Annotated in this window: 20 protein-coding genes; 16 read left to right on the top strand and 4 right to left on the bottom strand. The window is 72.0% G+C overall.

Annotation, left to right across the window (positions count from 1 at the left end):
* Window positions 1-58 precede the first annotated feature (58 nt).
* Both ACH4U8_RS29075 and ACH4U8_RS29070 read left to right on the top strand, forming a co-directional pair.
* On the top strand, window positions 59-1,540 hold the full coding sequence (locus ACH4U8_RS29075; RefSeq protein ID WP_360319548.1) for an aldehyde dehydrogenase: 1,482 nt from the start codon (window positions 59-61) through the stop codon (window positions 1,538-1,540).
* Between the two features lie 115 nt (window positions 1,541-1,655).
* The gene (locus ACH4U8_RS29070) at window positions 1,656-2,375 is read left to right on the top strand and encodes a gamma-glutamyl-gamma-aminobutyrate hydrolase family protein (RefSeq protein ID WP_395781205.1); all 720 of its coding nucleotides are present in this window, start codon (window positions 1,656-1,658) and stop codon (window positions 2,373-2,375) included.
* A gap of 66 nt (window positions 2,376-2,441) precedes the next feature.
* On the opposite strand, the gene ACH4U8_RS29065 is transcribed toward ACH4U8_RS29070, so the two are convergent.
* A complete protein-coding gene (locus ACH4U8_RS29065) occupies window positions 2,442-3,014 on the bottom strand; it encodes a MarR family winged helix-turn-helix transcriptional regulator (RefSeq protein ID WP_395781203.1) in 573 nt (190 codons plus the stop codon).
* A gap of 164 nt (window positions 3,015-3,178) precedes the next feature.
* On the opposite strand from ACH4U8_RS29065, the gene ACH4U8_RS29060 reads away from it, so the two are divergent.
* A complete protein-coding gene (locus ACH4U8_RS29060; protein ID WP_395781201.1) occupies window positions 3,179-4,639 on the top strand; it encodes an APC family permease in 1,461 nt (486 codons plus the stop codon).
* Window positions 4,640-4,700: 61 nt separating this feature from the next.
* On the opposite strand, the gene ACH4U8_RS29055 is transcribed toward ACH4U8_RS29060, so the two are convergent.
* The gene (locus ACH4U8_RS29055) at window positions 4,701-5,507 is read right to left on the bottom strand and encodes an acetoacetate decarboxylase family protein (protein ID WP_395781199.1); all 807 of its coding nucleotides are present in this window, start codon (window positions 5,505-5,507) and stop codon (window positions 4,701-4,703) included.
* Window positions 5,508-5,778: 271 nt separating this feature from the next.
* On the opposite strand from ACH4U8_RS29055, the gene ACH4U8_RS29050 reads away from it, so the two are divergent.
* The 7 genes from ACH4U8_RS29050 to ACH4U8_RS29020 all read left to right on the top strand — a co-directional run bounded on the left by ACH4U8_RS29050 (window position 5,779) and on the right by ACH4U8_RS29020 (window position 15,557).
* The gene (locus tag ACH4U8_RS29050; protein WP_360319538.1) at window positions 5,779-7,137 is read left to right on the top strand and encodes a glutamine synthetase family protein; all 1,359 of its coding nucleotides are present in this window, start codon (window positions 5,779-5,781) and stop codon (window positions 7,135-7,137) included.
* A 94-nt stretch (window positions 7,138-7,231) separates the two neighbouring features.
* Complete coding sequence (locus tag ACH4U8_RS29045) at window positions 7,232-8,479, top strand: cytochrome P450 (RefSeq protein ID WP_395781498.1); 1,248 nt, start codon at window positions 7,232-7,234, stop codon at window positions 8,477-8,479.
* An 84-nt stretch (window positions 8,480-8,563) separates the two neighbouring features.
* Window positions 8,564-9,226, top strand: coding sequence for a hypothetical protein (locus ACH4U8_RS29040; RefSeq protein WP_395781197.1), 663 nt, complete (start codon window positions 8,564-8,566; stop codon window positions 9,224-9,226).
* A 368-nt stretch (window positions 9,227-9,594) separates the two neighbouring features.
* Complete coding sequence (locus tag ACH4U8_RS29035) at window positions 9,595-9,774, top strand: hypothetical protein (RefSeq protein WP_360319534.1); 180 nt, start codon at window positions 9,595-9,597, stop codon at window positions 9,772-9,774.
* Window positions 9,775-9,870: 96 nt separating this feature from the next.
* Window positions 9,871-13,080 (top strand): lantibiotic dehydratase, encoded by a 3,210-nt coding sequence (locus tag ACH4U8_RS29030; RefSeq protein WP_395781195.1) that lies wholly within the window; start codon window positions 9,871-9,873, stop codon window positions 13,078-13,080.
* A complete protein-coding gene (locus ACH4U8_RS29025) occupies window positions 13,064-14,428 on the top strand; it encodes a lanthionine synthetase C family protein (protein ID WP_395781193.1) in 1,365 nt (454 codons plus the stop codon). Before ACH4U8_RS29030 ends, ACH4U8_RS29025 begins: the two co-directional genes overlap by 17 nt.
* Window positions 14,429-14,489: 61 nt before the next feature.
* A complete protein-coding gene (locus ACH4U8_RS29020) occupies window positions 14,490-15,557 on the top strand; it encodes a PI-PLC domain-containing protein (protein WP_395781191.1) in 1,068 nt (355 codons plus the stop codon).
* Between the two features lie 183 nt (window positions 15,558-15,740).
* Here ACH4U8_RS29020 and ACH4U8_RS29015 read toward each other — a convergent pair whose 3' ends face one another.
* Both ACH4U8_RS29015 and ACH4U8_RS29010 read right to left on the bottom strand, forming a co-directional pair.
* Window positions 15,741-16,433: an HU family DNA-binding protein gene (locus ACH4U8_RS29015; RefSeq protein ID WP_395781189.1), complete on the bottom strand. Its 693-nt coding sequence runs from the start codon at window positions 16,431-16,433 to the stop codon at window positions 15,741-15,743.
* Window positions 16,434-17,490: 1,057 nt separating this feature from the next.
* Window positions 17,491-17,877 (bottom strand): MmcQ/YjbR family DNA-binding protein, encoded by a 387-nt coding sequence (locus tag ACH4U8_RS29010; protein WP_360319584.1) that lies wholly within the window; start codon window positions 17,875-17,877, stop codon window positions 17,491-17,493.
* Between the two features lie 480 nt (window positions 17,878-18,357).
* On the opposite strand from ACH4U8_RS29010, the gene ACH4U8_RS29005 reads away from it, so the two are divergent.
* The 6 genes from ACH4U8_RS29005 to ACH4U8_RS28980 all read left to right on the top strand — a co-directional run bounded on the left by ACH4U8_RS29005 (window position 18,358) and on the right by ACH4U8_RS28980 (window position 24,115).
* On the top strand, window positions 18,358-19,530 hold the full coding sequence (locus ACH4U8_RS29005; RefSeq protein ID WP_395781187.1) for a globin domain-containing protein: 1,173 nt from the start codon (window positions 18,358-18,360) through the stop codon (window positions 19,528-19,530).
* 218 nt (window positions 19,531-19,748) lie between these two features.
* Window positions 19,749-20,885 carry a nitric oxide synthase oxygenase gene (locus ACH4U8_RS29000; RefSeq protein WP_395781496.1) on the top strand — a complete coding sequence of 379 codons (1,137 nt, stop codon included), beginning with the start codon at window positions 19,749-19,751 and terminating at the stop codon, window positions 20,883-20,885.
* Window positions 20,886-21,079: 194 nt separating this feature from the next.
* On the top strand, window positions 21,080-21,289 hold the full coding sequence (locus tag ACH4U8_RS28995; protein WP_360319522.1) for a cold-shock protein: 210 nt from the start codon (window positions 21,080-21,082) through the stop codon (window positions 21,287-21,289).
* Between the two features lie 164 nt (window positions 21,290-21,453).
* A complete protein-coding gene (locus ACH4U8_RS28990) occupies window positions 21,454-22,158 on the top strand; it encodes a hypothetical protein (RefSeq protein ID WP_395781185.1) in 705 nt (234 codons plus the stop codon).
* Window positions 22,159-22,329: 171 nt separating this feature from the next.
* A complete protein-coding gene (locus tag ACH4U8_RS28985; protein ID WP_395781183.1) occupies window positions 22,330-22,944 on the top strand; it encodes a molybdopterin-dependent oxidoreductase in 615 nt (204 codons plus the stop codon).
* Complete coding sequence (locus tag ACH4U8_RS28980) at window positions 22,934-24,115, top strand: Dyp-type peroxidase (protein ID WP_395781181.1); 1,182 nt, start codon at window positions 22,934-22,936, stop codon at window positions 24,113-24,115. The genes ACH4U8_RS28985 and ACH4U8_RS28980 overlap by 11 nt, the downstream gene beginning before the upstream one ends.
* Window positions 24,116-24,141 lie beyond the last annotated feature (26 nt).

Here is a 24,141-nt window from a genome sequence, read left to right as displayed (position 1 = left end):
GGCTGACTTCCGTTGTATCGTTTGCCCCCAAACAATCTCGTCGGCGAAAGCGGGCACCATGGCGCGGCTCTCCCATCAGGACTGGCTGGACCGGGCGGCGAAGCTGCGTCCGGTGACCGTGCATCACATCGACGGCGCGGACCACGCCGGCGACGGCGACACGTTCACCGTGATCGCACCGCGCGACGGGACACCGCTCGCCGAGCCCGCCCGGGCCGGACCACGCGAGGTGGACCTGGCCGTGGCCGCCGCCCGCCGCGCCTTCGACACCGGGGCCTGGCCCCGACTCGCCCCCGCCGAACGCGGTCGCGCGCTGATCCGGTTCGCGGACACGATCGAGGCGCACCGCGAGGAACTCGCGCTGACCATCGCCCTGGAGATGGGCAAGCCGGTCACCGAGGCGTACGACATCGAACTGCGAGCGGTCGCCGCGTGCTTCCGCTGGTACGGCGAGGTCGCCGACAAGTTGATCGACGAGGCACCGCAGACCGCCGCGGACGCGCTCGCGCTGGTCACCCGCGAGCCGGTGGGCGTCGTCGCCGCGGTCGTCCCGTGGAACTTCCCGCTCACCATGGCCGCCTGGAAGGTCGCCCCGGCGCTCGCGGCCGGTTGCACCGTGGTCCTCAAACCGGCCGAGCAGTCGCCGCTGTCCGCACTGCGACTGGGCCGGCTCGGCGCCGAGTCCGGTCTGCCGCCGGGCGTGTTCAACGTGGTCGCCGGCGAGGGCCCCACCACGGGGCGCGCGCTCGGCCTACATCCGGACGTCGACGTGCTCGCGTTCACCGGCTCGACCGCGGTCGGCCGACACTTCCTGCGCTATGCGGCCGACTCCAACCTCAAGCGGGTCTGGCTCGAACTGGGCGGCAAGTCGCCCAACATCGTGCTCCCCGACGCCGACCCGATCGCCGCGGCGGCAAGTGCGGCTTGGGGCGTGTTCTTCAACCAGGGCGAGATGTGCACCGCGCCCTCCCGGTTGCTCGTGCACTCCTCGATCGCGGACCGGGTGACCGACGCGGTGGTCGAGCGGGCCCGCGCGCTGCGGATCGGCGACCCGCTCGACCCGGCCACCACGATGGGCGCGCTGGTGAGCGCGGCGCACCTGGCCCGGGTGCGCGAGCACATCGCCCGGGCGCACGCGGCCGGCGCCCGGCTGCGCACCGGCGGGGAACGGGTGGATCGGCTCGGCCACTTCCTGGAGCCGACGGTGTTCGACCGGGTGACCCCGGAGATGGCGCTGGCGCGCGAGGAGGTCTTCGGCCCGGTGCTCGCGGTACTGACCTTCGACACCGAGGACGAGGCGATCCGACTCGCGAACGCCACCGAGTACGGCCTCGCGGCGGGCGTGTGGACCACGAACCTGTCCGCCGCGCACCGGATCTCCCGAGCGGTGCGGGCGGGCACGGTCTGGGTCAACTGCTACGAGGAGGGCGGCCTGAACGTGCCCTTCGGCGGGATGAAGCAGTCCGGCCACGGGCGGGACAAGTCGCTGCACGCGTTGGAGAAGTACACCGACCCGAAGACCGTCTGGATACGACTGTGAGCCGAAGCTCCCGCCTGCCCGCCCCGTTTTCCGGGCGGGCCGCACCGGCCGGCCGCTCGACACGCCGCACGACCCGCCTCACCAGGCCCGCCTCACGAGACCCGCGGAGACCGCAGTGACCCGTCCGCTGATCGCCCTGCCGTGCCGGTTCGCGGCCACCACGTCCGCACTGCGCTACGCCGCCGAGGTGACCGCCCTGGCCCTGGCCGAAGCGGTCTACGCGGCGGGCGGCGAGCCGTTCATGATGCACCCGGCCGAGCCCGCCGGCGCCGCGTCCCGACTCGCCCGCGCGGACGCCCTGTTGTTGCCCGGCGGCGGCGATCTGGCACCGAGCAGCTACGGCGCGGACACGGTGCACGAGCGGGTGTACGACGTCGACATCGCGCAGGACGCCTTCGACCTGGCCGCCGCCCGACACGCGCTCGCGGTCGGGCTGCCGACCCTGGCCGTCTGCCGCGGCCTCCAGGTGGTCAACGTCGCGCTCGGCGGCACCCTCACCCAGGACATGCCGGCCCACCATCGCCACGTGGTGCACCGGGTGACGCTGGCCCCCGACTCGGCCGTCGCCCGCGCCGCCGGTGCCACCGAACTCGACGCGTCCTGCTACCACCACCAGTGCGTCGACCGGCCGGCCCCCGGCCTGCGGATCACCGGCACCGCCTCCGACGGCACCGTCGAGGCCCTCGAACCGGTCGCCGCCACCGGCTGGTTCGTCGCGGTCCAATGGCACCCCGAGGACACCGCGCACACCGACCCCGCGCAGCAGGCCCTCTTCGACACTCTCACCGACCAGGCCCGCCGGCACGCACACACCCCACTCGTGCGAACCCCATAGCGCCGAACAACGCCGAACGACACCGTGCAGCACCGGCGAACGACAGCGATCGGCCCCGCCCGGGGCTCACCCCTTCGCGCGCCGCCCGCCGCGCCGGGGCTTCGGCGCGCCGCCGGCCAGCAGGTCCTGGCGGCGTTCCTCGCCCTTGGCCTCCAGCCGGGCGACGATGCGGCGCAACGAGTCGGCCAGCGTGAGGCATTCGTCGGCGCTCAGGTCGTCGGTGACGAACGCCTCCTCGGCGTTGAACGCCGGGAAGACCCGGTCCATCAGTTCCATGCCGGCCGGCGTCAACGAGAGCAGCACGAGCCGGCCGTCGGTGGCGTGCGCGGTGCGGGTGAGCAGGCCGCGCGACTCCAGGGTGCGGGCCACACCGGTGAGGGTGCCCTTGGAGATGCCCGCCTCCTCGGCGACGTGCCGAGTCTCGCTCTCGCCCCAGATCCACACCTCCCACAACACGGTGAACGCGGTCCAGGTGAGTTCGGCGTCGCGCAGCACCGAGTTCTCCAGGTGCTGGCGCACCGCCGCGGCGGCGCGGTAGATGTTCGACACCGCGGCCATCTGCTCGCGCCGCAGCGGGATGTCGCCCAGTCGTGCCTGGACGGCCTTCTCCGTTTCGGTGATGGACCGCTTGCCGACCACGTGCTCCGCCTTCTTCGTCGTTCGCGTCCGAGCGGTGGCCCGATACGCCTTGCGCACCCCGAAATCTAGCCCTTGTGGCGACCTGTTTGCATCCGTACGATCAGCGGCACCCGCAGATCGTACGGACCCAAACGAATGGGTCCCGTCCCTCGGAGGCGCCGGGAATGGCAACCAGACAAGCGTCGACGAACGGCACCACCGGCCCCGAAACCGCCCCCTCGCGCGGTTCGCTCGGCGTCGCGCACATCGTCTTCTTCGTGGTGGCGGCCTCGGCCCCGCTCACCGTCGCCGCGGGCGGCATCCCGCAGAGCCTCGCGGTCACCGGCACCTCCGGCATCCCCGCGCTCTACCTCGTCCTGGCCGCACTGCTCGCGGTGTTCAGCGTCGGCTATGCCGCGATGAGCAGGCGGATCACCGGCGCGGGCGCGTTCTACGCCTACGTCGCCCAGGGCCTGGGCCGAGTGGCCGGCCTGGGCGCCGCGTTCGTCGCGCTGATCTCCTACAACGCGATGCAGATCGGCATCTACGGACTGTTCGGCTTCACCACCGCCGACTTCCTGGACGCCAAGCTCGGCCTGCGGGTGGACTGGTGGGTGGTGGTCCTGGTCGGCATCGTGCTCGTGGGCGTGCTGGGCTATCTGCGGATCGACCTCAACGCGCGGGTGTTGGCCGCGCTGCTGATCGCCGAGACGGTGACCGTACTGATCTTCGACATCGGCGCGTTCAGCCAGGCCCCCGACGGCATTTCGTTGCACCCGTTCTCCTGGGACGCGCTGACCTCGGGCTCGATGGGCGCGGCGTTCTGTTTCGTGATGGCCTCTTTCACCGGCTTCGAGTCGGCCGCGATCTACGGCGAGGAGTGCGCGGACCCCAAGCGCACCGTGGCCCGCGCGACCTACGTCTCGGTCGGCGTGATCGGCGTGTTGTACGCCGTCACCGCGTGGGCGCTGATGAGCGGTGCCGGTACCGACCGGGCGGTCGAGGCGGCGACCGAGCACGGGCCGAACCTGATCTTCGTGCTGGGCGGCGACCAGATCGGCTCCGGCTTCGCCGACCTGGCCCAGGTGTTCCTGATCACCAGCCTGTTCGCGGCGCTGCTGTCCTTCCACAACGCGGTCGCGCGCTACTTCTTCGCTCTCGGCCGCGAGGGTGTGTTGCCCACCGCGCTGGGTCGCACCCACCCGCGCACCGACTCGCCGCACCTCGGTTCGGCCACCCAGACCGCGCTCGCCGCGGCCGTGGTGATCGCCTTCGCGGCGCTCGATCGCGACCCGATGGCGACCCTGTTCAACTGGTTCACCAACCTGGGCGCGCTGGGCGTGTTGCTGTTGCTCGTGCTGACCTCGCTCGCGGTGGTGGTGTTCTTCCTCCGGCGCGGCGCGGACGGCGAGAACGCCTGGAGCCGGCTGATCGCGCCGGCCGCGTCGGCGGTACTGCTCGCGGCCGTGTTCGTCGCCGCCCTGGACAACTTCGGCGTGTTGCTCGGCGTGGACTCCGGCTCCGCGTTGCGCTGGGTGTTGCCCACGCTGGTGCTGGGCGCGGGCGTGGTGGGCGCGCTGTTCGCGCTGTTCCTGCGGGCGACCCGGCCGGGTGTGTACGCGGGCATCGGACGCGGCCGGAGCTGACCGACCCGCAACCGCGCGAGGGCCCCATCACCGTCGGGTGATGGGGCCCTCTCGCGAGGGTCTACGCAGCGCCCGAACCGCCGCGCGCCAGCAGCGTGCCGCCGTTCCAGACCACGCCGACCTGCCGGTAGTACGCGCCGATGATCTCGTCCACCTCCAGTCGGGCCAGTTCCTCGGTGGGCGCCTCGAACAGGGTCAGCTCCGCGTCGCCGACCCAGGCCCCGCCGCCCTCGGCGGACTCGGCGCCGGTGGCCACCAGTTCGTCCAGGGCCGGGCCCCGGCCGGGTTCGATCGAGGGCAACCAGCGGTGGTGGGCCATCGGATGCCCGTTGACGAAACCGTTGGTCGGCGACGGTTCGCGCAGCGTCATTACGGCCTCGGCCAACCTGCGGTCGGCGGCGGCCAGGGTCGCGCCGAACCGGGCGCCCGCCTCGATCCGCGGCGCCGGGCCGAAGGGGTGCGGCCGGGTCTGGTGGATCGAGCCGAGCTTCTTCGGATACCCCTGGTGCAGGCCGCGCGCGATGGCGAAGTCCTTGTCCACCCAGATGTACACGCAGCGCGAGTAGGTCACCCCCGCGTACCGGCAGCGCACCACCGCGAAGCACTCCTTGTACTGCGCGCGCACCGGGTCGAGCAGTTCCGCGCGATCGGACGAACAGGACTGCCAGTCGGCCCAGATCAGCGCGACCGCGCCCGGATCCTCGTCGGCGAGCTCCAACTGCGGGGGCAACAGTTCGGCGACCCGCGCGGGATCGGTGCGGTACTCGATGGTGAGCAGGTCACCCGAGTACGACCACGGCGGAGCGGGGATCAGCGACGACCGGCCCGTGCCGGTCTTGGGGTGGAAGAAACCGTGTACGCCGGTCATGGCGCCTCCCTCGGGGCACGGTGCGGCTCGACGCGGGTCGAGACCGATAGATCGTTTGGGTCCGTACGATATGCCTCCCGCAGTCCGTTGTCACGCCCCGGACGCCGTCTTCGCCACCACACCCGACACTCGCACCCACCCACCGGATCGAGCCCCGTAAAGCCTCGGCCAACCCCTTGTGCGAGGCCGGCCGCGTCCATATGGTTTGGGCTCAAACGAATCGGCCGTCCTGCCGGCGCCCGTGCCGTGCCGTGGTGTGCGAGGAGAATCCGTGAATGCATCCGAAGTGGACCGGGCCCACCACGTCGTCGCCGACCTGAAGGCGCGGGGCATCGACGTGGTCCGGATCGCCTACCCGGACCTGATCGGCACCGATCGCGGACGCGACGTGCTGGTGGACCACCTGCCCTCGGTCTGCGCACACGGTCTGGCGTTCTGCCGGGCGGTCTTCCACACCACCCCGCGCGGCGAGACCGTCCCGGTGGCCGGCGGCATGGACGTCGGACTGCCGGACATCTGCGTATACCCCGACCTGGACACCCTCGTCGCCATCCCGTGGGAGCCCGGCGTCGCGTGGTGTCTGGGCGAGACCGTGGACCCGGCCACCGGACGCCCCGCCCCGGAGGCACCGCGCTCGCTGCTGCGCGACGTGCTGGCCCGGATGGCCGCCGAGGTGGGCCTGCGACCGGTGGTCGGACCGGAGTTGGAGTACTTCCTGTGCGAGCCGGACCCGCAACGCCCGGGCGGTTGGCGGCGCTACGGCGACGCACCGGGCAACGTCTACGTGGCCGGGCGCCGCGGTGACCCGGACGCACACCTGCTGCGCACCCTGCGTCATCTCGGCCCGCTGGGCATCGGCGTCACCACCGGCAACCACGAGTACTGCTCCGGCCAGTTCGAGATCAACCTCGACCACTCCGACGCGCTGGACGCCGCCGACCGGGCCTTCCGCTTCAAGGCTTCGATCAAGGAACTCGCGCGGCTGGAGGGCCGGTTGGCCACCTTCATGGCCAAACCCTTCAACGACGAGGGCGGTTCCGGCTTCCATCTGCACCTGAGCTGCCTGGACGCGGACGGCGGCAACGCCTTCGACGACCCGACCGGCCCGCACGGCCTGTCCCCCGCCGCACATCACGCGATCGCCGGCGTCCTGGCGCACGCCCCCGCACTGGCCGCGCTGTCGAACCCGACGGTCAACTCGTACAAACGATTCGGCCCGGACACGCTGGCGCCCTGGCTGATCGACTGGGGCCTGGACAACCGCAGCGCGATGGTCCGCATCCCGCCCGAGCGCGGCGCCGGCGCGCGGCTGGAGATCCGGCTCGGCGACGCGAGCGCCAATCCGTATCTGGCCGTCGCCGGCGTGCTCGCCGCGGTGCACCTGGGGCTGCGCGACAAGGCGAACCCACCGCCCCCGCTGGAGGGTTACGGCTACGACACGGCCAAGGCGCGGATCCTGCCCGCGACGCTGACCGAGGCGCTGGACGCGTTCGAGGCCGACGAGGAACTCACCGCGCTGCTCGGCGCCCGGTTCACCGACGCGTTCATCACCTACAAGCGCGACGAGGTCGCCCGCTTCCACCGGCACGTCACCGACTGGGAGTTCACCGAGTACGCCTACCACCTGTGAGCGCACTCGCGCCGGCCCGTCCGGGCACCCTGCCGATCCCCCGCGAGGAGTCTTCGTGAGCCGCACCACCACCGCCTCCACGATCCCCGAGCCGATGCCGCTCGACGAGGTCGACCTCGCCGACAACGACCGCTTCCTGGACGGCGAGACACCCTGGCGGATGTTCCACACGCTGCGCCGCGAGGACCCCGTGCACTGGCAGCCCGAGGCGGCCCCCAACAGCGGCTTCTGGGCGCTGACCCGGCACGCGGACATCGTCGCGGTCGACCGCGACCCACAGACCTTCACCTCCTCGCGGTTCACCAACCTGGAGGAGGTCGACGACTCGCAGATCGCCATCCGCCGCTCGCTCCTGGAGACCGACGGGCTGCGGCACACCGCGCTGCGCAAGCTGCTCCAAAAGCAGTTCACCCCGCGCGCGATCGCCGACTACGGCACGTTCCTGCGCGGGCTGACCGCGAAGACCCTGGACCACGCACTCGCCAAGGGCACCTTCGACTTCGTGCACGAGGTCAGCGCCGACTTCCCGATCAACGTGCTGGCCAAGATGCTCGACGTGCCCGGCGAGGACACCGGCAAACTGATCGACTGGGGCAACCGGATCATCGGCAACACCGACCCGGACTACGCCGACGTGCTCCTGGAGAGCGAGGAGAGCGAGCGCTACCGCGAGTTGCCGTTCCGCAGTCCCGCCTCGCTGGAGGTCTTCGAGTACGGACGGGAGTTGGCCGCCCGGCGGCGCGGCGGCGCCGGCACCGACCTGGTCAGCCGACTGGTCAACCAGACACCCTCGGACGGCGTCCCGCTGTCGCAACACGACTTCGACAACTACTTCCTGCTGCTGGTGGTGGCGGGCAACGAGACCACCCGGCACGCCATTTCGCACTCGATGCTGGCGCTGCTGCGCAACCCGGAGCAGTTGGCGCGGTTGCGCGACGACCTCGCGCTGATGCCGGGCGCGGTCGAGGAGTTCCTGCGCTGGGCCTCTCCCGTCTACCACTTCCGCCGCACCGCGACCCGCGACACCGAGTTGGCCGGCCGGTCGATCCGCGAGGGCGACAAGGTGGTGTTGTGGTTCGCCTCGGGCAACCGGGACGAGGCCGTGTTCGAGAACCCGTACGACTTCGACGTCACCCGGCGCGGCGTGGACCACGTCACCTTCGGCAAGGGCGGCCCGCACTTCTGCCTCGGCAACGCACTGGCCCGCCTGGAGATGCGGATCATGTTCGAGGAACTCCTGCCCCGGATCGCCGACATCCGGCTCGCGGGCGAGGTCCGCCGGGTCCGCTCCAACTTCGTCAACGGCATCAAGGAACTCCCGGTGACGGTGACCCTGGCCTGACGCCGGCCCGCTGCCGGCCCGATCCGGTCGCCCGGCCCGGCGACCACCCCGGCCCGGTCCGACCCGTCGGTTAGGGTGCGCCGCATGAATGCTCGTGTGATCGCCGCCGGGTTCGGGTTGGCCGGGATGTTGTTACTCGTCGGGTGCGGAAGCACCGAGGGCCGGCCGGGTCGGGCGGTGGGCTCGGGAGGCCTCCACTCCCCGGGCGCCTCCCCGCCGGCCACCGGTCGGTCCGAGGCCCCCCTGCCGACCGGCCCCACACCCCCGCCGGGCGTCGAACCCCGGTTCCGGTATGTCACCACCGTGCCCGGCTACGAACTCGCGGCGCAGTCGGTCGCGGTGTACGGGGACACCGGCTTCCAGTCGGTCTACGTCTCGGCGCAGGGCCGGCGGATCCACCTTGCCGCGGACACGGGCGGGCCGAGCACCGCGGCCTGCCCGTCGACGCCGCCGGCGAGCGGGACCTGTGAGGCCGACGGCGACACGTGGTATCGCAGCACATCGGCCGAACACACCTACGCGCGCGCCGGGGACGGCCTGGTCGTGTGGGTGTGGGCCGATCCGAAAGAGGTCGATCGGGCCACCCTGCGTGCGGCGATGTCGGCCGCGCAGCCGGCGACCGCCCCCGGGGCCGGCACCACCACGCCCCACCCGGAGCCGACCACCGCGAGCACCCCGATCGAGCGCGGCGATCTGCCCCCGGTCGGGGACGGCGCGCCGATGAACCACCCGCCCGTCGGCGGATGAGATCGAACCCGGCGGATTACCCGCATGAATGGCCCGGGAATATAGCGCCGCCGACAATTGCCGTGCGGAATTTCCCCGATACAGTAGATGCCAACGAAATCGGTTAACCGGTATTTACCGGTCGGCCCCGACGTGTCGCAGACGACCCCCTCGTGAACACGCCGGGCAGATCGACCCCTGCTCGGCATCTATGCAGCGTAGGAGCCTGATCGCGGCTTCCACAGGGAGATTTCCAGCCGGCCCGGATGGCCGGTAATCGTTCTTGATCGGCCGCCTGTCGAACGCTTAGCGTCCTCCCCGAGATCAAACAGATCTCCCGGATTCGCAGCACCCAACAAAGCGCTGCGATCGATATCGAGGGAGTTGTCATGAACGACAAGATTCTGCTCGAAGAAACCACCGAAACCCGCGACTTCGCCGACCTGGACCTCGACGTCCGCATCGCGGAAGGCGAGGTCGGCGCTGCCGACTTCAACGCGGCCGCCCCCTACACCGTGTCCCCGAACACCTGGGGCGTTCAGTCCCGCTGCTGGACCTGCTGCAGGTAGTGGTCTCCGGGGGCGGGCGGGTCTGCCCGCCCCCGGTCGGCTTGTCGGCTCCCGGCGCGAGCCGGTCACACGGGTATGGGGTCGGTGCGAGAGACGGTGCGACACTCCGAGCGGGATGCTGCGCGCGACAACGATCCGCAGGGCGGACGGAACGGCGCGCGCGACGACGACTACGAACCGGCCGGCCCGATCCTGGTGCGGATGGCGAGCCGGCGGCACGCCGGGCACGACGCCGGCCCCGATCACGCCGAGCCGGATCCGGGCACGGCCGACGCGGACACCCCCGCAGGGCTGCGCCGGATCGCCGCCGACCCGCTGTTCCGCGAGGCCGTGCAGGTCGCCAGCGGCAGCCTGGCCGCGGCGCTGGACCGCCTCGACACGGGCGTGGACCTCGGCCCGAAACGGCTGACCGGCACCGCCCTGTCGGTGACCCGGTACGCGCTGCGGATGACCGGCCGCCCGACCCCGTTCGGCCTGTTCGCGGGCGTGACCACGGCCCACCTGGGACCGACCGCGCGGGTGCGCGTGCAGGGCCCCGATGCCAAGGCCGTGCGACTGGACGGCGGTCGGCTGCACGAACAGGTCCGGGCCTGGCTCGCCGCGCCGGAGGTGCGCCGGCGTGTCGACGTGGTGCTCAACGACCTGTGCCGGGTCCGGGACGGCCGACTGGTGCTGTCCGGGCCCGAGCAGGAGATCTCGGTACGGTACAGCGCACCGGTCGCGCACGTCTGCGCCGCCGTGACCCACCCGCTCCCGTACGAAAGTGTGCTCGATCGCGCCGCCGAGGCGTTCCCCGAGGCACCTCGGGATCGGCTCGACGCCCTGGTCGCCCAACTGCTCCGGCACGGCTTCCTGCTCAGTTCGATCACCCCGCACCGACTGGACGACGGGCTGCTCGACCGGATCGACGACGCGATCGAGGAACTCCCCGGCGCGACAGAGGAGTTCCGGTCGACCAGGGCCGCCGTGCGCGAGTACGAGAAGGCCCGCCCCGGCGAGGGTGCCCAGTCCTGGCACCGGTTGATGAAGCTGGTCGATCCACGGGCCGACGCCGCCCATCCGCCGGTCCAGGTGGATCTTCGGATGGCCGCCGACATCGTGCTGCCGCAGGCGGTGGGCGACGAGGTGAGCGCCTACGCCGGCGCGATGTGGGCGCTGTCCGACGCGTGGGTCACCCACGCGCACATGCGCGACTACCGGAACCGGTTCATCGAGCGGTACGGCACCGCGGGGGCGGTCCCACTGGCCGAACTCGTGGACGCGCACCGGGGCCTGGGCTTCCCCGCCGGGTACGACGAACGCCTGACCGCGGGCGAACAACCGGTGACCGAATATCGGCCCGGCCGCGACCGGCGCACGCTGACCGCGGAACTGGTCCAGGACGCGCTGCTGCGCGACGATCGCGAACTGCGGCTCACCCCGGAGCTGATCGACCGGCTGGCCGGCACCGCGCAGCCCGAGGGCGACGAGCCCGCCGAGCCGCCGAACTCGCTCGAACTGTGCTTCCAACTCCTGGCCGACGATGCCGCCGCCCTCGATCAGGGCCGCTTCCGCCTGGCCGGCACCCCACACGCCGGCTCCTGGTCGGCCGGCGCGATGACCGGCCGCTTCGCCGAACTGACGGACAGCACACAGGAGTTGGCCACACTCGTCGCAGCCGCGGCGGATCCCGACGCGGTGGCCGCCCAGGTCTCCTTCGCACCATACGCCGCACGCGCGTTGAACATGGCCCAGGTGCCGCGCCTGCTGCCGTACGAAATCCCGATCGGGGTGTACGCCGACCGGCGCGATCCGTCCTGCCTGGACTGGCGCGAACTGCTCGTGCGGGTCGATCCGGCCGGTCTGAAACTGACGCTGCCCGGGACCGGGCAGCGGGTGTTGCCGGTGGTCCCGCACATGGTGGCCCTCGATCGCGAGGCGCCCAAGGTGGTCCGGCTGATGGTGGACATCGTCTTCGGGCGGGCTCGCACCTGGACCGGCTGGGACTGGGCCGGGCTGGAGGCCCTCCCGCAACTGCCGCGGGTGACCTTCGGCCGGGTGGTCGCCGCGCCCCGACGCTGGGCCCCGGACCACGCGATGCGCACCGCCGCGGCGGAACCGCGGGAGTTCGACCGCGCGCTGCGCGAGTGGAGCGATCGCTTCGACGTGCCGGACCGGGTGCAACTGGTGCACTGGGACCGCGCGTACTGCCTCGACCTGGACACACCGTGGCACCGCACCCTGCTGCGCCACGAGGTGCGCAAGGGCCGGGTGGCCCTGTTCGAGGACCTGACCGAGCACGGGCGCGGCTTCGGCTGGGCCGGCGGCTACAGCACGGAGCTGGTCTTCCCGATGACCCGGCGCCCCCGGGCCCGGGCCACCCCCGCGCCCGCGCCGGCGGCAGCGGCGCGCACCGCCGCCCCGGCGCCCGGTCCGGCGACCTACCATCTGCCGGGCGAGGACTGGCTGTTCGCGAAGTTGTACGCGACGCCCGACACGCACGACGAGCTGCTCCGGGTCCGCCTGCCCGCGCTGCTCGCCGACATCGGCGAGCACGTCGACCGCTGGTTCTTCATGCGCTACCGGGACCCCGAGCCGCATCTGCGGGTCCGCCTGCACGGCGACCCGGCCGCGCTGCGCGAACGGGTGCTGCCCGAACTGGTCCGACACGTGCGGGCGATGCGCGAGGCGGGCACGATCCGCACGATGGCGCTGGACGTCTACGAGCCGGAAACCGAGCGGTACGGCGGGCCGGACGCGCTGGCCGCCGCCGAGCGGGTGTTCGCGCTGGACAGCAGGTCGGCGATCGCCCAACTGGGCCTGCGGGCGCGTGGCGGGCTCGACGTGCCGAACGAGGTGCTGATCGCGGTCGACCACGCGCTGCTGCTGGAGAGCCTGGGCGACTGGGACTGGTGCTCCTGGGTCGAGTACGCGTTCGCCAAGCGCCCGACCGGGACCGGGTTCCGCCGACACCGCGCGCTGGTGCGGGAGCTGATCCGCCCCGGACACACGGCGGCGGCGGCCGGTGACCGGCTGGGCATGCCGGCCCTGGCCGAATTGTGGTCGCACGCACCGGAGACGCGCGCCTACGGCACGATCGTGTTGTCCGACGCGGGCCGTCGACCCGCGGGCAGCGCGCACGAGAACGCCGTGCTCGCACTGCTGCACATGCAGCACAACCGGCTGCTCGGCATCGACCGGGCGAGCGAACAGCGCGGCTACGACATCCTGCGCGGCATCGCGAGCGACCATCTGGGCCGACTGGCACACGCGCCGAAACCGCAACTCCACGACGAGGACGGGGATGGGCATGGCCGACACGGCTGAGCAGGCGACCGACACCGTCGTACCGCGCCACGCGGATCGGGCCCGCACGATCGTGGCCCGCGTGCTGGATCGACTGGCCGACCCGGCGGGCGTCGTCGCCGACACCAACGCGGCGGCGGTGGCGGCCGGGGCCGACGCGGGGACCCCGGTCTGGGCCGACCTGTCGCTGTCCGGCGGCTACCCGGGGGTCTCCCTGGCGTTCAGCGGCACCGCCCCGCGCGGCCCCGAACACCCCGTCCGCGCCCACGCCTACCTGGCCCGGGCGATGGCGGCACTGGCCCGCGAGCGGTTTCCGGCCGGCGGCGTCTTCGACGGCCCCGGCGCGGTCGCGGTCGCCACGCTGGTCGCGCACCACGCCACCGGCGGGTACGTGTCCGCCCTGGCCCGGCTGGACGAGCATCAGCGCCGGGTGGTGCAGGCCACCCTGCCCCGGCCGCGGATCGACGAGCCGCTGCCCACGAACGGCGAGTTCGAGACCGTGCGCGGGCTGAGCGGCATCGGCCGGTATCTGCTGGCACGCGTCGAGGACGACACCGGCGGCGCGGCCTGCGCCGACGAATTGCGGACGGTGTTGTCCCACCTGACCGCGCTGGCCGACGGCGAGATCACCCACCGCGGGCGCAAGGTGCCGCGCTGGTGGACCCTGGCCGCGCCCAAACTGGGCCAGGAGGCCGAGTTGCCGGACGGCCACCTCAACCTGGGCCTGTCGCACGGCGTCGCCGGACCACTGGCGCTGCTCGCACTGGCCTGGCGCGCGGGCGTCCGGGTGCCGGGGCAGCGCGCGGCGATCGAGAGTCTGGTCGCGTTGCTCGCCGAGTGCGCCGTTCCCGACGGGGACGCGCTGTGGTGGCCGCCCGTGCGCACGCTCGACGAATGGGCGGCCGGCCCCGATCCGGATGCCCAGACGCCCCGCCCGTCCTGGTGCTACGGCGTCCCCGGCGTGTCCCGGGCGATCCAGTCGGCCGCGCTCGCGCTCGATCGGCCGGACTGGCACGAGTTGACCCGTCGTTCGTTGACCGGCCTGCTCGACACCCCGATCGCCGACTGGGGCATCGACGACGCGGCGCTGTGCCACGGCTGGGGCGGGATGCTGCACCTGCTCGGCCTGCTGGGCGAACACCTGGACGACGCCCGACTCCCGCTCGTCCGGGACGAGTTGGCCGCGCTGGTGCTGGACCAGCATCACGACGCGTACCGCTTCGGCTTCCGCACCACGATGACCGACCTGCCGCAGGGCACGGACGTACCGGCCTTCCTGGAGGGCGCGGCGGGCATCGCACTGGCCCTGGACGCGTACGCCGAGGGTCGCGCGACGGCGGGTTGGGATCTGGCGCTGCTGGTGGCGTGATCCCGGCCCGTTCGGTCGACGGGGGTCAAAACGCGGCCGGTTCCGAGTACGTTCCCCTGCCATGAACTCTTCCGGCGGCAGACCGGCCGCCTCCCCCGAATCCGGGCAACGCCCGCACTCCCGCAGTGCGTTGCCCTCCGTCCGCCGGCCCGGACCCGGGCTCCTGATCGTGCTGCTCGCGCTCCTGGCCGCCCTCGTCCCCTCGACCGCCTCCGGCACGGCAACCGCGGCACCCCTCACCGCCGCGGCGCAACGTTGGGGCAACGACCGGCTCGACCAGGTCACTTCGTTGACCACGCACAACTCGTTCACCAACTACGAGGACTCGCGGTGGTCCTCGGTCAACCAGTCCGAGTCGGTGCGCGGGCAGTTGGACCGGGGTGTACGCGGGCTGATGCTCGACACGCACTGGTACGAGCACAGCACCGGTCTGTGCATCATCAGCTTCGGCAGCGACTGCTACCCCAGTGACGTGTATCTGTGTCACGGGGACTGCAAGGGGTTCGCCGGGGTGACCTACGCCCTGCCTCGGCAGAGCTTCGCCGGGACGATGCAGACCGTGGTCGACTTCCTGAACGCGAATCCGCTGGAGGTGGTGACCGTGTTCCTGGAGGACTACGTCGATACCGCACAGCTCCAACGCTCGCTCGATCGGGTGCGCGGACTGCCCGAGCTGCTGTTTCGCCCGGACACCGCCGGCGTGCGGGACAACGGCTGGCCTCGGGTGGCGGACATGGTCACCGCGAACAAGCGCCTGCTGCTGTTCTCCGACAAGCCCGGCAAGGAGGGCCTGGGCGTGATGTACGACCGGGACTGGACCGTGCAGAACTACTGGAGCCTGGGCGACCTGGGCAATGACCTGGCCTGCACCAGCCGGTGGTCCGACGTCCCGCTGAACCGGACCGAACCCGGTTTTCGCCGGTTGTTCGCGATGAGCCACTTCCGCAATGTGCCGACGATCGGCACCGCCGCCCTGGACAACGGGAGCAAGCTGCGCAATCGCATCGCACAACAGTGCGCGACGGCGGCGGGACGGAACCCGAACTTCGTCGCGGTGGACTTCCACCGGCAATCCGACGGGAGCGGGCACAGCCCGGCGTCGATCGTGGCGGAGTTGAACGGGGGCTGACGGGCGGGGCGCGGTGCGGCGGCCCGGGGCAGGGGCTCGGAGCAGGAGCTCCGGGCGGGGGCTCCGGGCCGGTCGGTCCGCCGTCGGAACGCTCCGTGGGACCCGCGGGGCGTTCCGATCCGGCACCCCGGTCGGACCGCCCCGCACGGGCGGTCCGACCATCGCATCCGACCGGGTTGGTCCTCAGGCGCGCTTGGTGGTGCGAGCGCTCGTCGTGCGCTTGGCGGCCGTCTTGCGACCGGGCGTGCTGCGGGTGGTGGGCGTCTTGGAGGCGGCCTTCTTGGCGGTGGTCTTGGCCGCGGTCGTCTTCGCCGTGGTCTTCTTCGCGGTGGTCTTCTTGGCCGCCGTCGACTTGGCGGCGGTGGTCTTCTTCGCGGCGGTGGTCTTCGCGACGGCCTTCTTCGCCGTGGTCTTGCGGGCCGGGGCAGCCGTCTTGGCCGCCGTGGCCCGGGTCGTCGCCTTCTTCGCGGTGGCCTTCTTGGTCGCCGCCTTCTTCGCGGTGGTCTTCTTGGCCGCGGCCTTCTTGCCCGCGACGGTGCCGCCACCGGTCACCGTGCCCGGCGAAGCCTTCTTGATCGCGGTCTCGCCACGGGTCAGCTTCTTGGCGCCGCCGGTGAGGTCCTTGAAGCCCTGGCCGGGGCGGAAACGCGGCACCGAGGTCTTCTTGACCCGAACCCGTTCGCCCGTCTGAGGGTTACGGGCGTACCGAGCGGCACGCTCGACCTTCTCGAACGAGCCGAAGCCGGTGACCGAGACCCGGTCCCCGGCGACGACCGAGCGGATGATCGTGTCCAGAACCGCGTCGACCGCTTCCTCGGCCGCGGCCCGACCGCCGAGCTTGTCGGCGATGGCTTCGACGAGTTGTGCCTTGTTCATGAGATGCCTTTCGTGGTGCGGGGGTACCGATCGCTTTCGACCGGCCGGACCATCCGACCGATCGGGTCGAACGCCGTTGCGCCAGTACCCATTTCCATGACTGTAACTCTCCGTCACACGGGGGGCATTTCGAACCGCGAGAAAGACGCGCCCGAAACACCCCCTTGGATCAACGACGAGAGCCCACGCGGGGATCCGCGAAACACGCGACAAATCCTCCTGTCCGGTCCCGACGTTGACCGACCGAAGGGCGGTTTCCCCTTGTGGCGCAAGGCCCGAGGCGCTCGGAGCGGGTCCGCCGCCGCGACCCGGCCGGGGCCGCCGGGGGCCGCCGCGGGTGCGGTAATCGGGAAATACTCGCCGACGCCGGCTTCCGCCGAACGGATTTCGAACCTTCGGCGTGGCAACGTCCGTTCATGGACGTGATCCGCGCCCCGGGCGGCCGGCAACTCATCGCATCCGACCCACAATCGCCCGCCCGTCCGGCGCCCCGACCACCCCCGGCCCGCAGGGCGGCACGGCGGCGCCGCCCGAACCGGGCTCGGCACCTCGATCCCCGCCGGCACAACGCCCCCACCGGGCCGTTGACGTGCACGAACGCCCCCGAAGCCGACCGGCGGTTCCGCCGCCGGCGGCCGGGCCGCGCGCGGACTCGGGGCGCTCTTCGCGGGTTTTCGTGACCCGGATCCGCCCCGCGCCCCGGGCGAATCCGGCCACCGCGTGCCGGCCACGAGCCGACCCACGCCCGCCGATTCGGTTGCGCAGCGTGATGAACTGCTCGCCGGATTTTCCGGCTCTCGGCGCCGCCGAATCGACGAGATCGCCGAGCGGTTCCGAAATCACCCGAATGGTCGCGACCCGAACGATCCGCACGCCCGGCCGGCCGGCTTCGTGGCCGCCCGACGGCCGGTGGAGAACTCGGCGAAGGTGCGCGCCTGTTGCCGCGCCGGCGCGGGACGCACGAAGCCGGCCCGACGGCAACCCGGAGGCGCGGCGTGCGCGTTCGTTCGATCGGCGCGGAGCAGCGGGCAACCAGCCGCCCGGCGTCCGCCGTCGGCTACGTCTCGTCCGGTCGGCCGCCGGGCCAATCCAGCTTGAGCTGTTGCAGCTTCGGCAACCGGGCGACCACGAGGTCGTAGGAGTCCTCGATCAGGTCCCGCACCATCGTCTCCGGCAGCGAGCCGTCCAGGGTCACCGTGTTCCAGTGCCGCTTGCTCAGGTGGTAGCCGGGGACGATCGCCGGGTGCTCGGCGCGCAGCCGGATCGCGAGTTCCGGGTCGCACTTCAGGCTCACCCGCAACGGCGGCGCATCGGTCAGCGTCGAGAAGGCGAAGATCTTCCCGCCCACCTTGAACGTCGACAGGTCCGGATTCCGCCCGAACGGAAACTCCTCCACCGCCCCGTTGAACCCGAGACACATGCCCCGAAGTCGCTCGGCCCCCATCCCCGCCAACCCCTGCGCATCGACCATCCCGCCAGTATGCCCATCCCGAAAGCCGACCCCCGCGGGCGAGGTCCCGGCCACCGTCCGCATCGTCGATCCGGGTCGACCCGAGCCGAGCGCTGCGCCCGACGGCGCCTCGTGCGTCGGGGCTCAGCTTGATGAACCTCCGCAGCCGCATCCCGGCCCGTCGCGGCATCCTCGCGTCCGTCCCGCGCCCCTCCCTCGCAGGCTGGAATTCGCCCTCCCACCAGGCACTTCACCACAGCCATACGTGAGCGTATGGATACGCAAAGTGTCCGTACAAACGTCACCTTCATCCACAAAGGGGACTTCTGTCGATCCGTAACCGGAACCGGGCCTTCGACTTGACGCCGGTACGACAACCCCATGATCGTGTTCCGGCCGCCGGTGTTCCACGAAGAACTCTCGACGGAACCGGCCGGACAACCCTCATGCGGAAGGGCTACCGATGGGCCGATTTTGGAATCTCAAGACGCAGAAATCATCCGACGAAATCTCGCGGTCGTCGCCCCCCGGGCCGCGGATGTCACGTCCCACTTCTACGCACTGCTGTTCCTGCGCCGCCCCGACCTGCGCGACCTGTTCCCCCCGGCGATGGACGTCCAGCGCGACCGTCTGCTGCACGCGCTGATCCGTATCGTGGGCGACCTGGAGAATGCTCCGGCGCTCAGCGGCTTCCTCGGCCAACTCGGCCGTGACCATCGCAAGTTCGATGTCGTCGCCGAACACTACGACCTGGTCGGCGAGTGCCTGGTCGCCGCGCTCGCCCGATTCAGCGGCGACACCTGGAGCGACGCGGTCCACAACGCCTGGGTGCGCGCGTACGGCGCCGCCGCGGGCATCATGGTCGGCGCGGCCGACGAGGACGCGCTGACCAACCCCCCACACTGGACCGCGGAAATCGTCTCGCACGAGAAGCCCGCCGACGACATCGCCGTGGTCACCGTGCGCCCCGACCTGGCGTTCCCCTACCGGGCGGGCCAGTACACGTTCCTGGAGACCCCGTGGTGGCCGCGGGTGTGGCGGGCGTACTCGATCGCCAACGCGCCCGACCCGAACGGCCTGCTCACCTTCCACGTGCGCTCGGTGCCCGCGGGCTGGGTCAGCAACGCGCTGGTGCACAAGGCCAAGCCGGGCGATCGCGTCAAACTGGGCGCCGCGATGGGCGAGATGGTCGTGGACCACCTGGCGCCCAATCCGGTGTTGTGCGTGGCGGGCGGTACCGGACTGGCGCCGCTGAAGGCGATGGTCGAGGAACTGGCCTACTACGGCACCGATCGCTTCGTCGACCTGTTCTACGGCGCCAGCGCGCACAGCGGGCTGTACGGCCTGGAGGACCTGCTGCGGCTGTCCCAGCGGGTGTCCTGGCTGCGCGTACGGCCGGCGCTCGACGACCTGACCCTGGCCGGCATCAGCGGCGGGGTCTCCGACGTGGTCCGGGAGTACGGGCCCCGCTACGACTGCGACGCGTATCTGAGCGGTCCGCCCGCGATGGTGCTGGACAGTGCCCGCGTGCTGCGCCGACTCGGCCTGAGCAAACGACAGATCCACCACGACCCGGTCGTCGGCGCGTACACCGCCGACGACGCGGCCCAGCCGCCCACCCCGGTGCCCGCGGATGCCCCGGGCTGAGCCGGCGGGCCGCCGCCGGCCCGTACCCCCCACCAGACTCGAAACAGGCTCCCGCGACCCGCGGTCGCAGCGCCGAGCCGGTACCCAGGAGAGCGTTGACCGAGCACAGCATCACCCGGATCCGCGGCGACCAGCCGTCGTGTCCCGTGCCACCCCACCCCCAAACCCCAACCCCGCAGCCCCCGTCCGCGGTGCCCGACGCCGGCGTCCCGGGCGCCGTGGACCCGGCCCGGGCCCTGGCGTTCCTGGACCGCTTCCACCGGGAGACCGGGTCGCCGGTGGATCGGGACACCCGACGACGCGAGATCGTCGAACAGATCCGAACCACCGGCACCTACATCCACACCTCGGCCGAACTCGTCTGGGGCGCCCGGGTCGCCTGGCGCAACTCGGCCCGCTGCATCGGCCGGTTGTACTGGAACAGCCTGGTCGTCCGGGACCGCCGGCACGTGAGCCGACCGGAGGAGGTGGCCGCCCAGTGTGCGGGACACCTGCGGGAGACCTGGCGCGGCGGCCGGATCCGGCCGACGATCACCGTGTTCGCGCCCGACGCCCCCACCGGGCCCAGAGTGCGGATCTGGAACGAGCAGTTGATCCGCTACGCCGGCTACCGCCGGGCGGACGGCGCGCTCGTGGGCGACGGGCGCAATCAGGGCATCACCGAACTCGCGCACACCCTCGGTTGGCGCGGCGCAGGCACCGACTTCGACCCGTTGCCCCTGATCGTCGAGGGCGCGGACGGTCGCCTGCGCTCGTACGCACTGCCCCCGGACGCGGTCCGCGAAATCCCGCTCACCCAGCCCGAACACCCCGGATTCGCCGCCCTGGGCCTGCGCTGGCACGCGATCCCGGCGATTTCCAACATGCGCCTGGAGATCGGCGGCGTCTCCTACAGCGCGGCGCCGTTCAACGGCTGGTACATGGGCACCGAGATCGGTGCCCGCAACCTGGTCGACGCGGACCGCTACGACATGCTCCCGGCGATCGCCGCGCTGTTCGGCCTGGACACCTCCAGCGAGCGCACGTTGTGGCGGGACCGGGCCTCGATCGAACTCAACCGCGCCGTGCTGCACTCCTTCGACGCGGCCGGCGCGACCATCACCGACCACCACACCGAATCCGACCGCTTCCTTCGGCACGTCGAACGCGAGACGGAGGCGGGCCGCACGTGCCCGGCGGACTGGAGTTGGATCGTGCCACCGGTCTCCGGCGGCCTGACCCCGGTCTACCACCGCTACTACGACGACCACGACGAGAGCACGCAAAGCCCCGCCTACCTGCTCGACGAGGCCGCCGGCCACCGCTCGGCGGGCCGCCGTCCGTGGGCCGGTTCCGGGAGCGGGGCGAACGAGTGAATCCGGCGGACCGGGCCACCCCTGCCCGGTCCGCCGACGCCTCGATCCGGACCGCGAATCCCGCTCCCGGCCGCCGGCCGAGCGGGTGTTTCGCCGGTGGCGGGCCGGGAAATCTCGGGGGCCGAAGTCGCGACAAGGCTCCGGTCGGCGCGTTCTCGACGACACGTCGTGGCATCAGGTGAAGGAATGGAACGATGGCTACAGGCAAGGTGAAGTGGTTCAACCCGGACAAGGGCTACGGCTTCATCGAACAAGACGACAAGGGCCCGGACGTGTTCGTGCACTTCTCGGCCATCCAGAGCACGGGCTTCCGGCAACTGGAGGAGAACGACAAGGTCGAGTTCGACGTCGTCCAGGGCCCCAAGGGCCCGCAGGCGGAGAACGTCACCGTCAGCACGGGCTGACGCGTCGCGACCCGCTCGCATGACGACCGGGGCACCCCCGGGACCGACGTCCCGGCGGGTGCCCCGGCTCGTGCGGCCACCGTCCCTTTTTGTAGGTTTTCCCGCACACCACTGCCGTTCGGCAGCACCGGTGTTCGCAGCACCCGACCTCAGGGGGAACCTCGATGAAGCGTTGGCCTGCCGCCCTCGTTCTCGCCTTCGGTATCACCATCGGCGCCGGCGGTGCCAAGACCGCGGTCGCCGCCGGCTCGCACGGTCCGTCGTGCGCGGCCGACGCGTCGCCCGGGCACACCCGCCGGCACCTGCCGGAGGCGGAGATCTTCGTGACGAACAACACCGCCGTGATCAGCGACCCGAACGACCCGCGACTGAACACCCGATTGAACGGGTTCGCCTGCGAGGTGCGCGCGATCATCCGCGCCCACGGCGCCGATCCGGAGAAGTCCTCACTGCTCGACGGTGTGTTCTGGTCCGGCGAGTTGCAGAACACCACGTATGAACGCTCGCGCGAGTTCGACGTCGACGACATCGACGCCGCGCAACTCGCCCACGTGGCGGAGATTCTGCGCAAGCGCTTCGCCCAGGAGTCGGTACTGACCTTCGAATACCTGCGCGTCGACTCGCCGCGCGCGGACGCGATCGAGGTCGAGGTGCCGGGCGTGGACGTACGGCGGCTGCACGACGGCCTGGTCGCCGATCCCGAGGCACGCGACCGGCTGTTCGGCGGCTCGGTCACCGTCCGGGGCGGCAAGCTGATCCTGGTCGCCGACCGGGCGGACCTGGCCCTGGTCCAGCGCTTCGTCGGCACCCTGGGCGGCGACTGGTCCAAGGCCACGATCCACTACGGAGACCGCGAGTTCGTCGGCTAGGCACGCTCCGAGACACCACATGCGAGGGGCCGCAGATGCGACCCGGATCGGGCTTCCGGTAGTCGCATCTGCAAGGCATATCTTCCCTTTGCCTGGCAGTTCAACATATTGTTGCGCCTTGTCGCTCGCACCTGCGAGCTCGACCCAGTCGCTGCCGTGGGGGACTTCGCCATGCCCAGACACCGATCCGTCCGCATCGCCGTCGCCGGCTCGGTGCTGGCCGTGCTCGTCGCCGGGTGCGGCGATTCGAAGGACGATTCCGCCCCGGCGGGGAAATCCGCGACCGCGCCGCCGCCCGCGGCCACCGCCCCGGCCGCGCCCCTCGCGCCCGCCAAGCCCGGAGAGGTGGTGATCCGGGGCAAGGTCGCCCGACCCGGCACGCTCACCCTGGCCGACCTGCGCAAGCTGCCTCAGGTGAGCGCGACCGTGGAGTACGGCAGTGCCAAGGGCGCCCAGAAGCACACCTACGAGGGCGTCCCGCTGTACGACGTGCTGAACGCCACCGGCCCGACCGTCGACCCGGCCGTCAAGAACGGCAATCTGCGGTTGTTCGTCGCGGCGACCGGCGGCGGCAACTACCGGGCCGCGTTCGCGTGGGCCGAACTCGACCCCGGCTTCGCCCGGAGCCAAATCCTGCTCGCGGTCGGCGAGGACGGCGTCCCGTACGAGGACGCGGCCGGGCCGCACCTGGTGGTGCCGCAGGACACCCGGGGCGGACGCTACGTCTCCGAGTTGAACGGGTTGTACGTGGGCAGCGTGGACGAACCGGTCGACAGTGGCCGTTGAGCACCCGCTGAGTCGGCGCGGTCTGCTCGCGGCCGGCACCGGTGCCTTCGTCGCCGGCGAGCCGGCCGGCGCGGCGGTGCCGGGCCGGGCACGAACATCCGGCGCGGACACGGTGATCCCCTTTCACGGGCCGACCCAGGCGGGCATCCTGACCCGCCGTCAGCCCTACGCGGTGCTGGCCTCGTTCGACCTGCGGCCCACCGTCGACCGGGCGGGCGTGCGGGAGTTGCTGCGTCGGTGGACCGATGCGACGGCCCGGCTGACCCGGGGCGCGCCGCTCGATGCCGGGGCGGCGACCGGCGCGGGCATCGACGCCGACGTCCTGCGCGGCGCGGGGCCGGCGGCGCTCACCGTCACCTTCGCCTTCGGGGCGGGCCTGTTCGCGGGTGTGGGCTCGCCCCCGCCGGCCGAACTGCGCGCGATCCCAGCCTTTCCCGGCGACGAGCTCGACCCCGCGCACGGCGACGGCGACCTCGTGCTCCAACTCGCCGCCGACGACCCGATCGTGGTCACCGCGGCGCTGCGGGCGCTGCGCCGGTCGGCCGCCGGTGCGGCCCGCGAGCGGTGGCGGATGCGCGGCTTCGCGTCGCCGGACAGCCGGCGCAACCTGATGGGCCAGATCGACGGTACGGCCAACCCGGACGCGGTCGCGGACGTGCTCGTGCCCGGGGCCGGCGCGCCCGCGTGGCTGGTGGGCGGGTCGTACCTGGTGCTGCGCCGGATCCGGATGTTGCTGGATCACTGGGAGACGCTGCCGCGCGAGCACCGCGAACAGGTGATCGGCCGCCGGTTGTCCGACGGCGCGCCGCTGACCGGCGGCACCGAGCACACGCCCGCCGACTTCGACGCCGCGGGCCCCGGCGGTGCACCGGCGATCGCGGCCAACGCGCATGTGCGGCTCGGCGCGCCCCGATTCAACGCGGGGGCCACGATGTTGCGCCGGGGCTGGTCCTACGACGACGGCCCGCGCGCCGACGGCACGCCGGACGCGGGCCTGCTCTTCCTGGCCTGGCAACGCGACCCGCACCGCGCGTTCGTACCCGTACAACAGCGGCTCGCGCGCGGCGACGCGCTGTCCCGCTACACCGTCCACGAGGCGTCCGGTCTGTATGTCGCGCCGAGCGGTTGTCTACCGGGCGAGTATCTCGGGCAGGCCCTGCTGGAGGGGTGAGCCCGGCGTCCGGAAGGGTGCGCCCG

The sequence above is a fragment of the Embleya sp. NPDC020886 genome (assembly GCF_044333915.1).
Classification (GTDB): Bacteria; Actinomycetota; Actinomycetes; order Streptomycetales; family Streptomycetaceae; genus Embleya.
The sequence above is the reverse complement of the archived record's forward strand: the minus strand, read 5'-3'. Positions and strand labels throughout refer to the sequence as shown.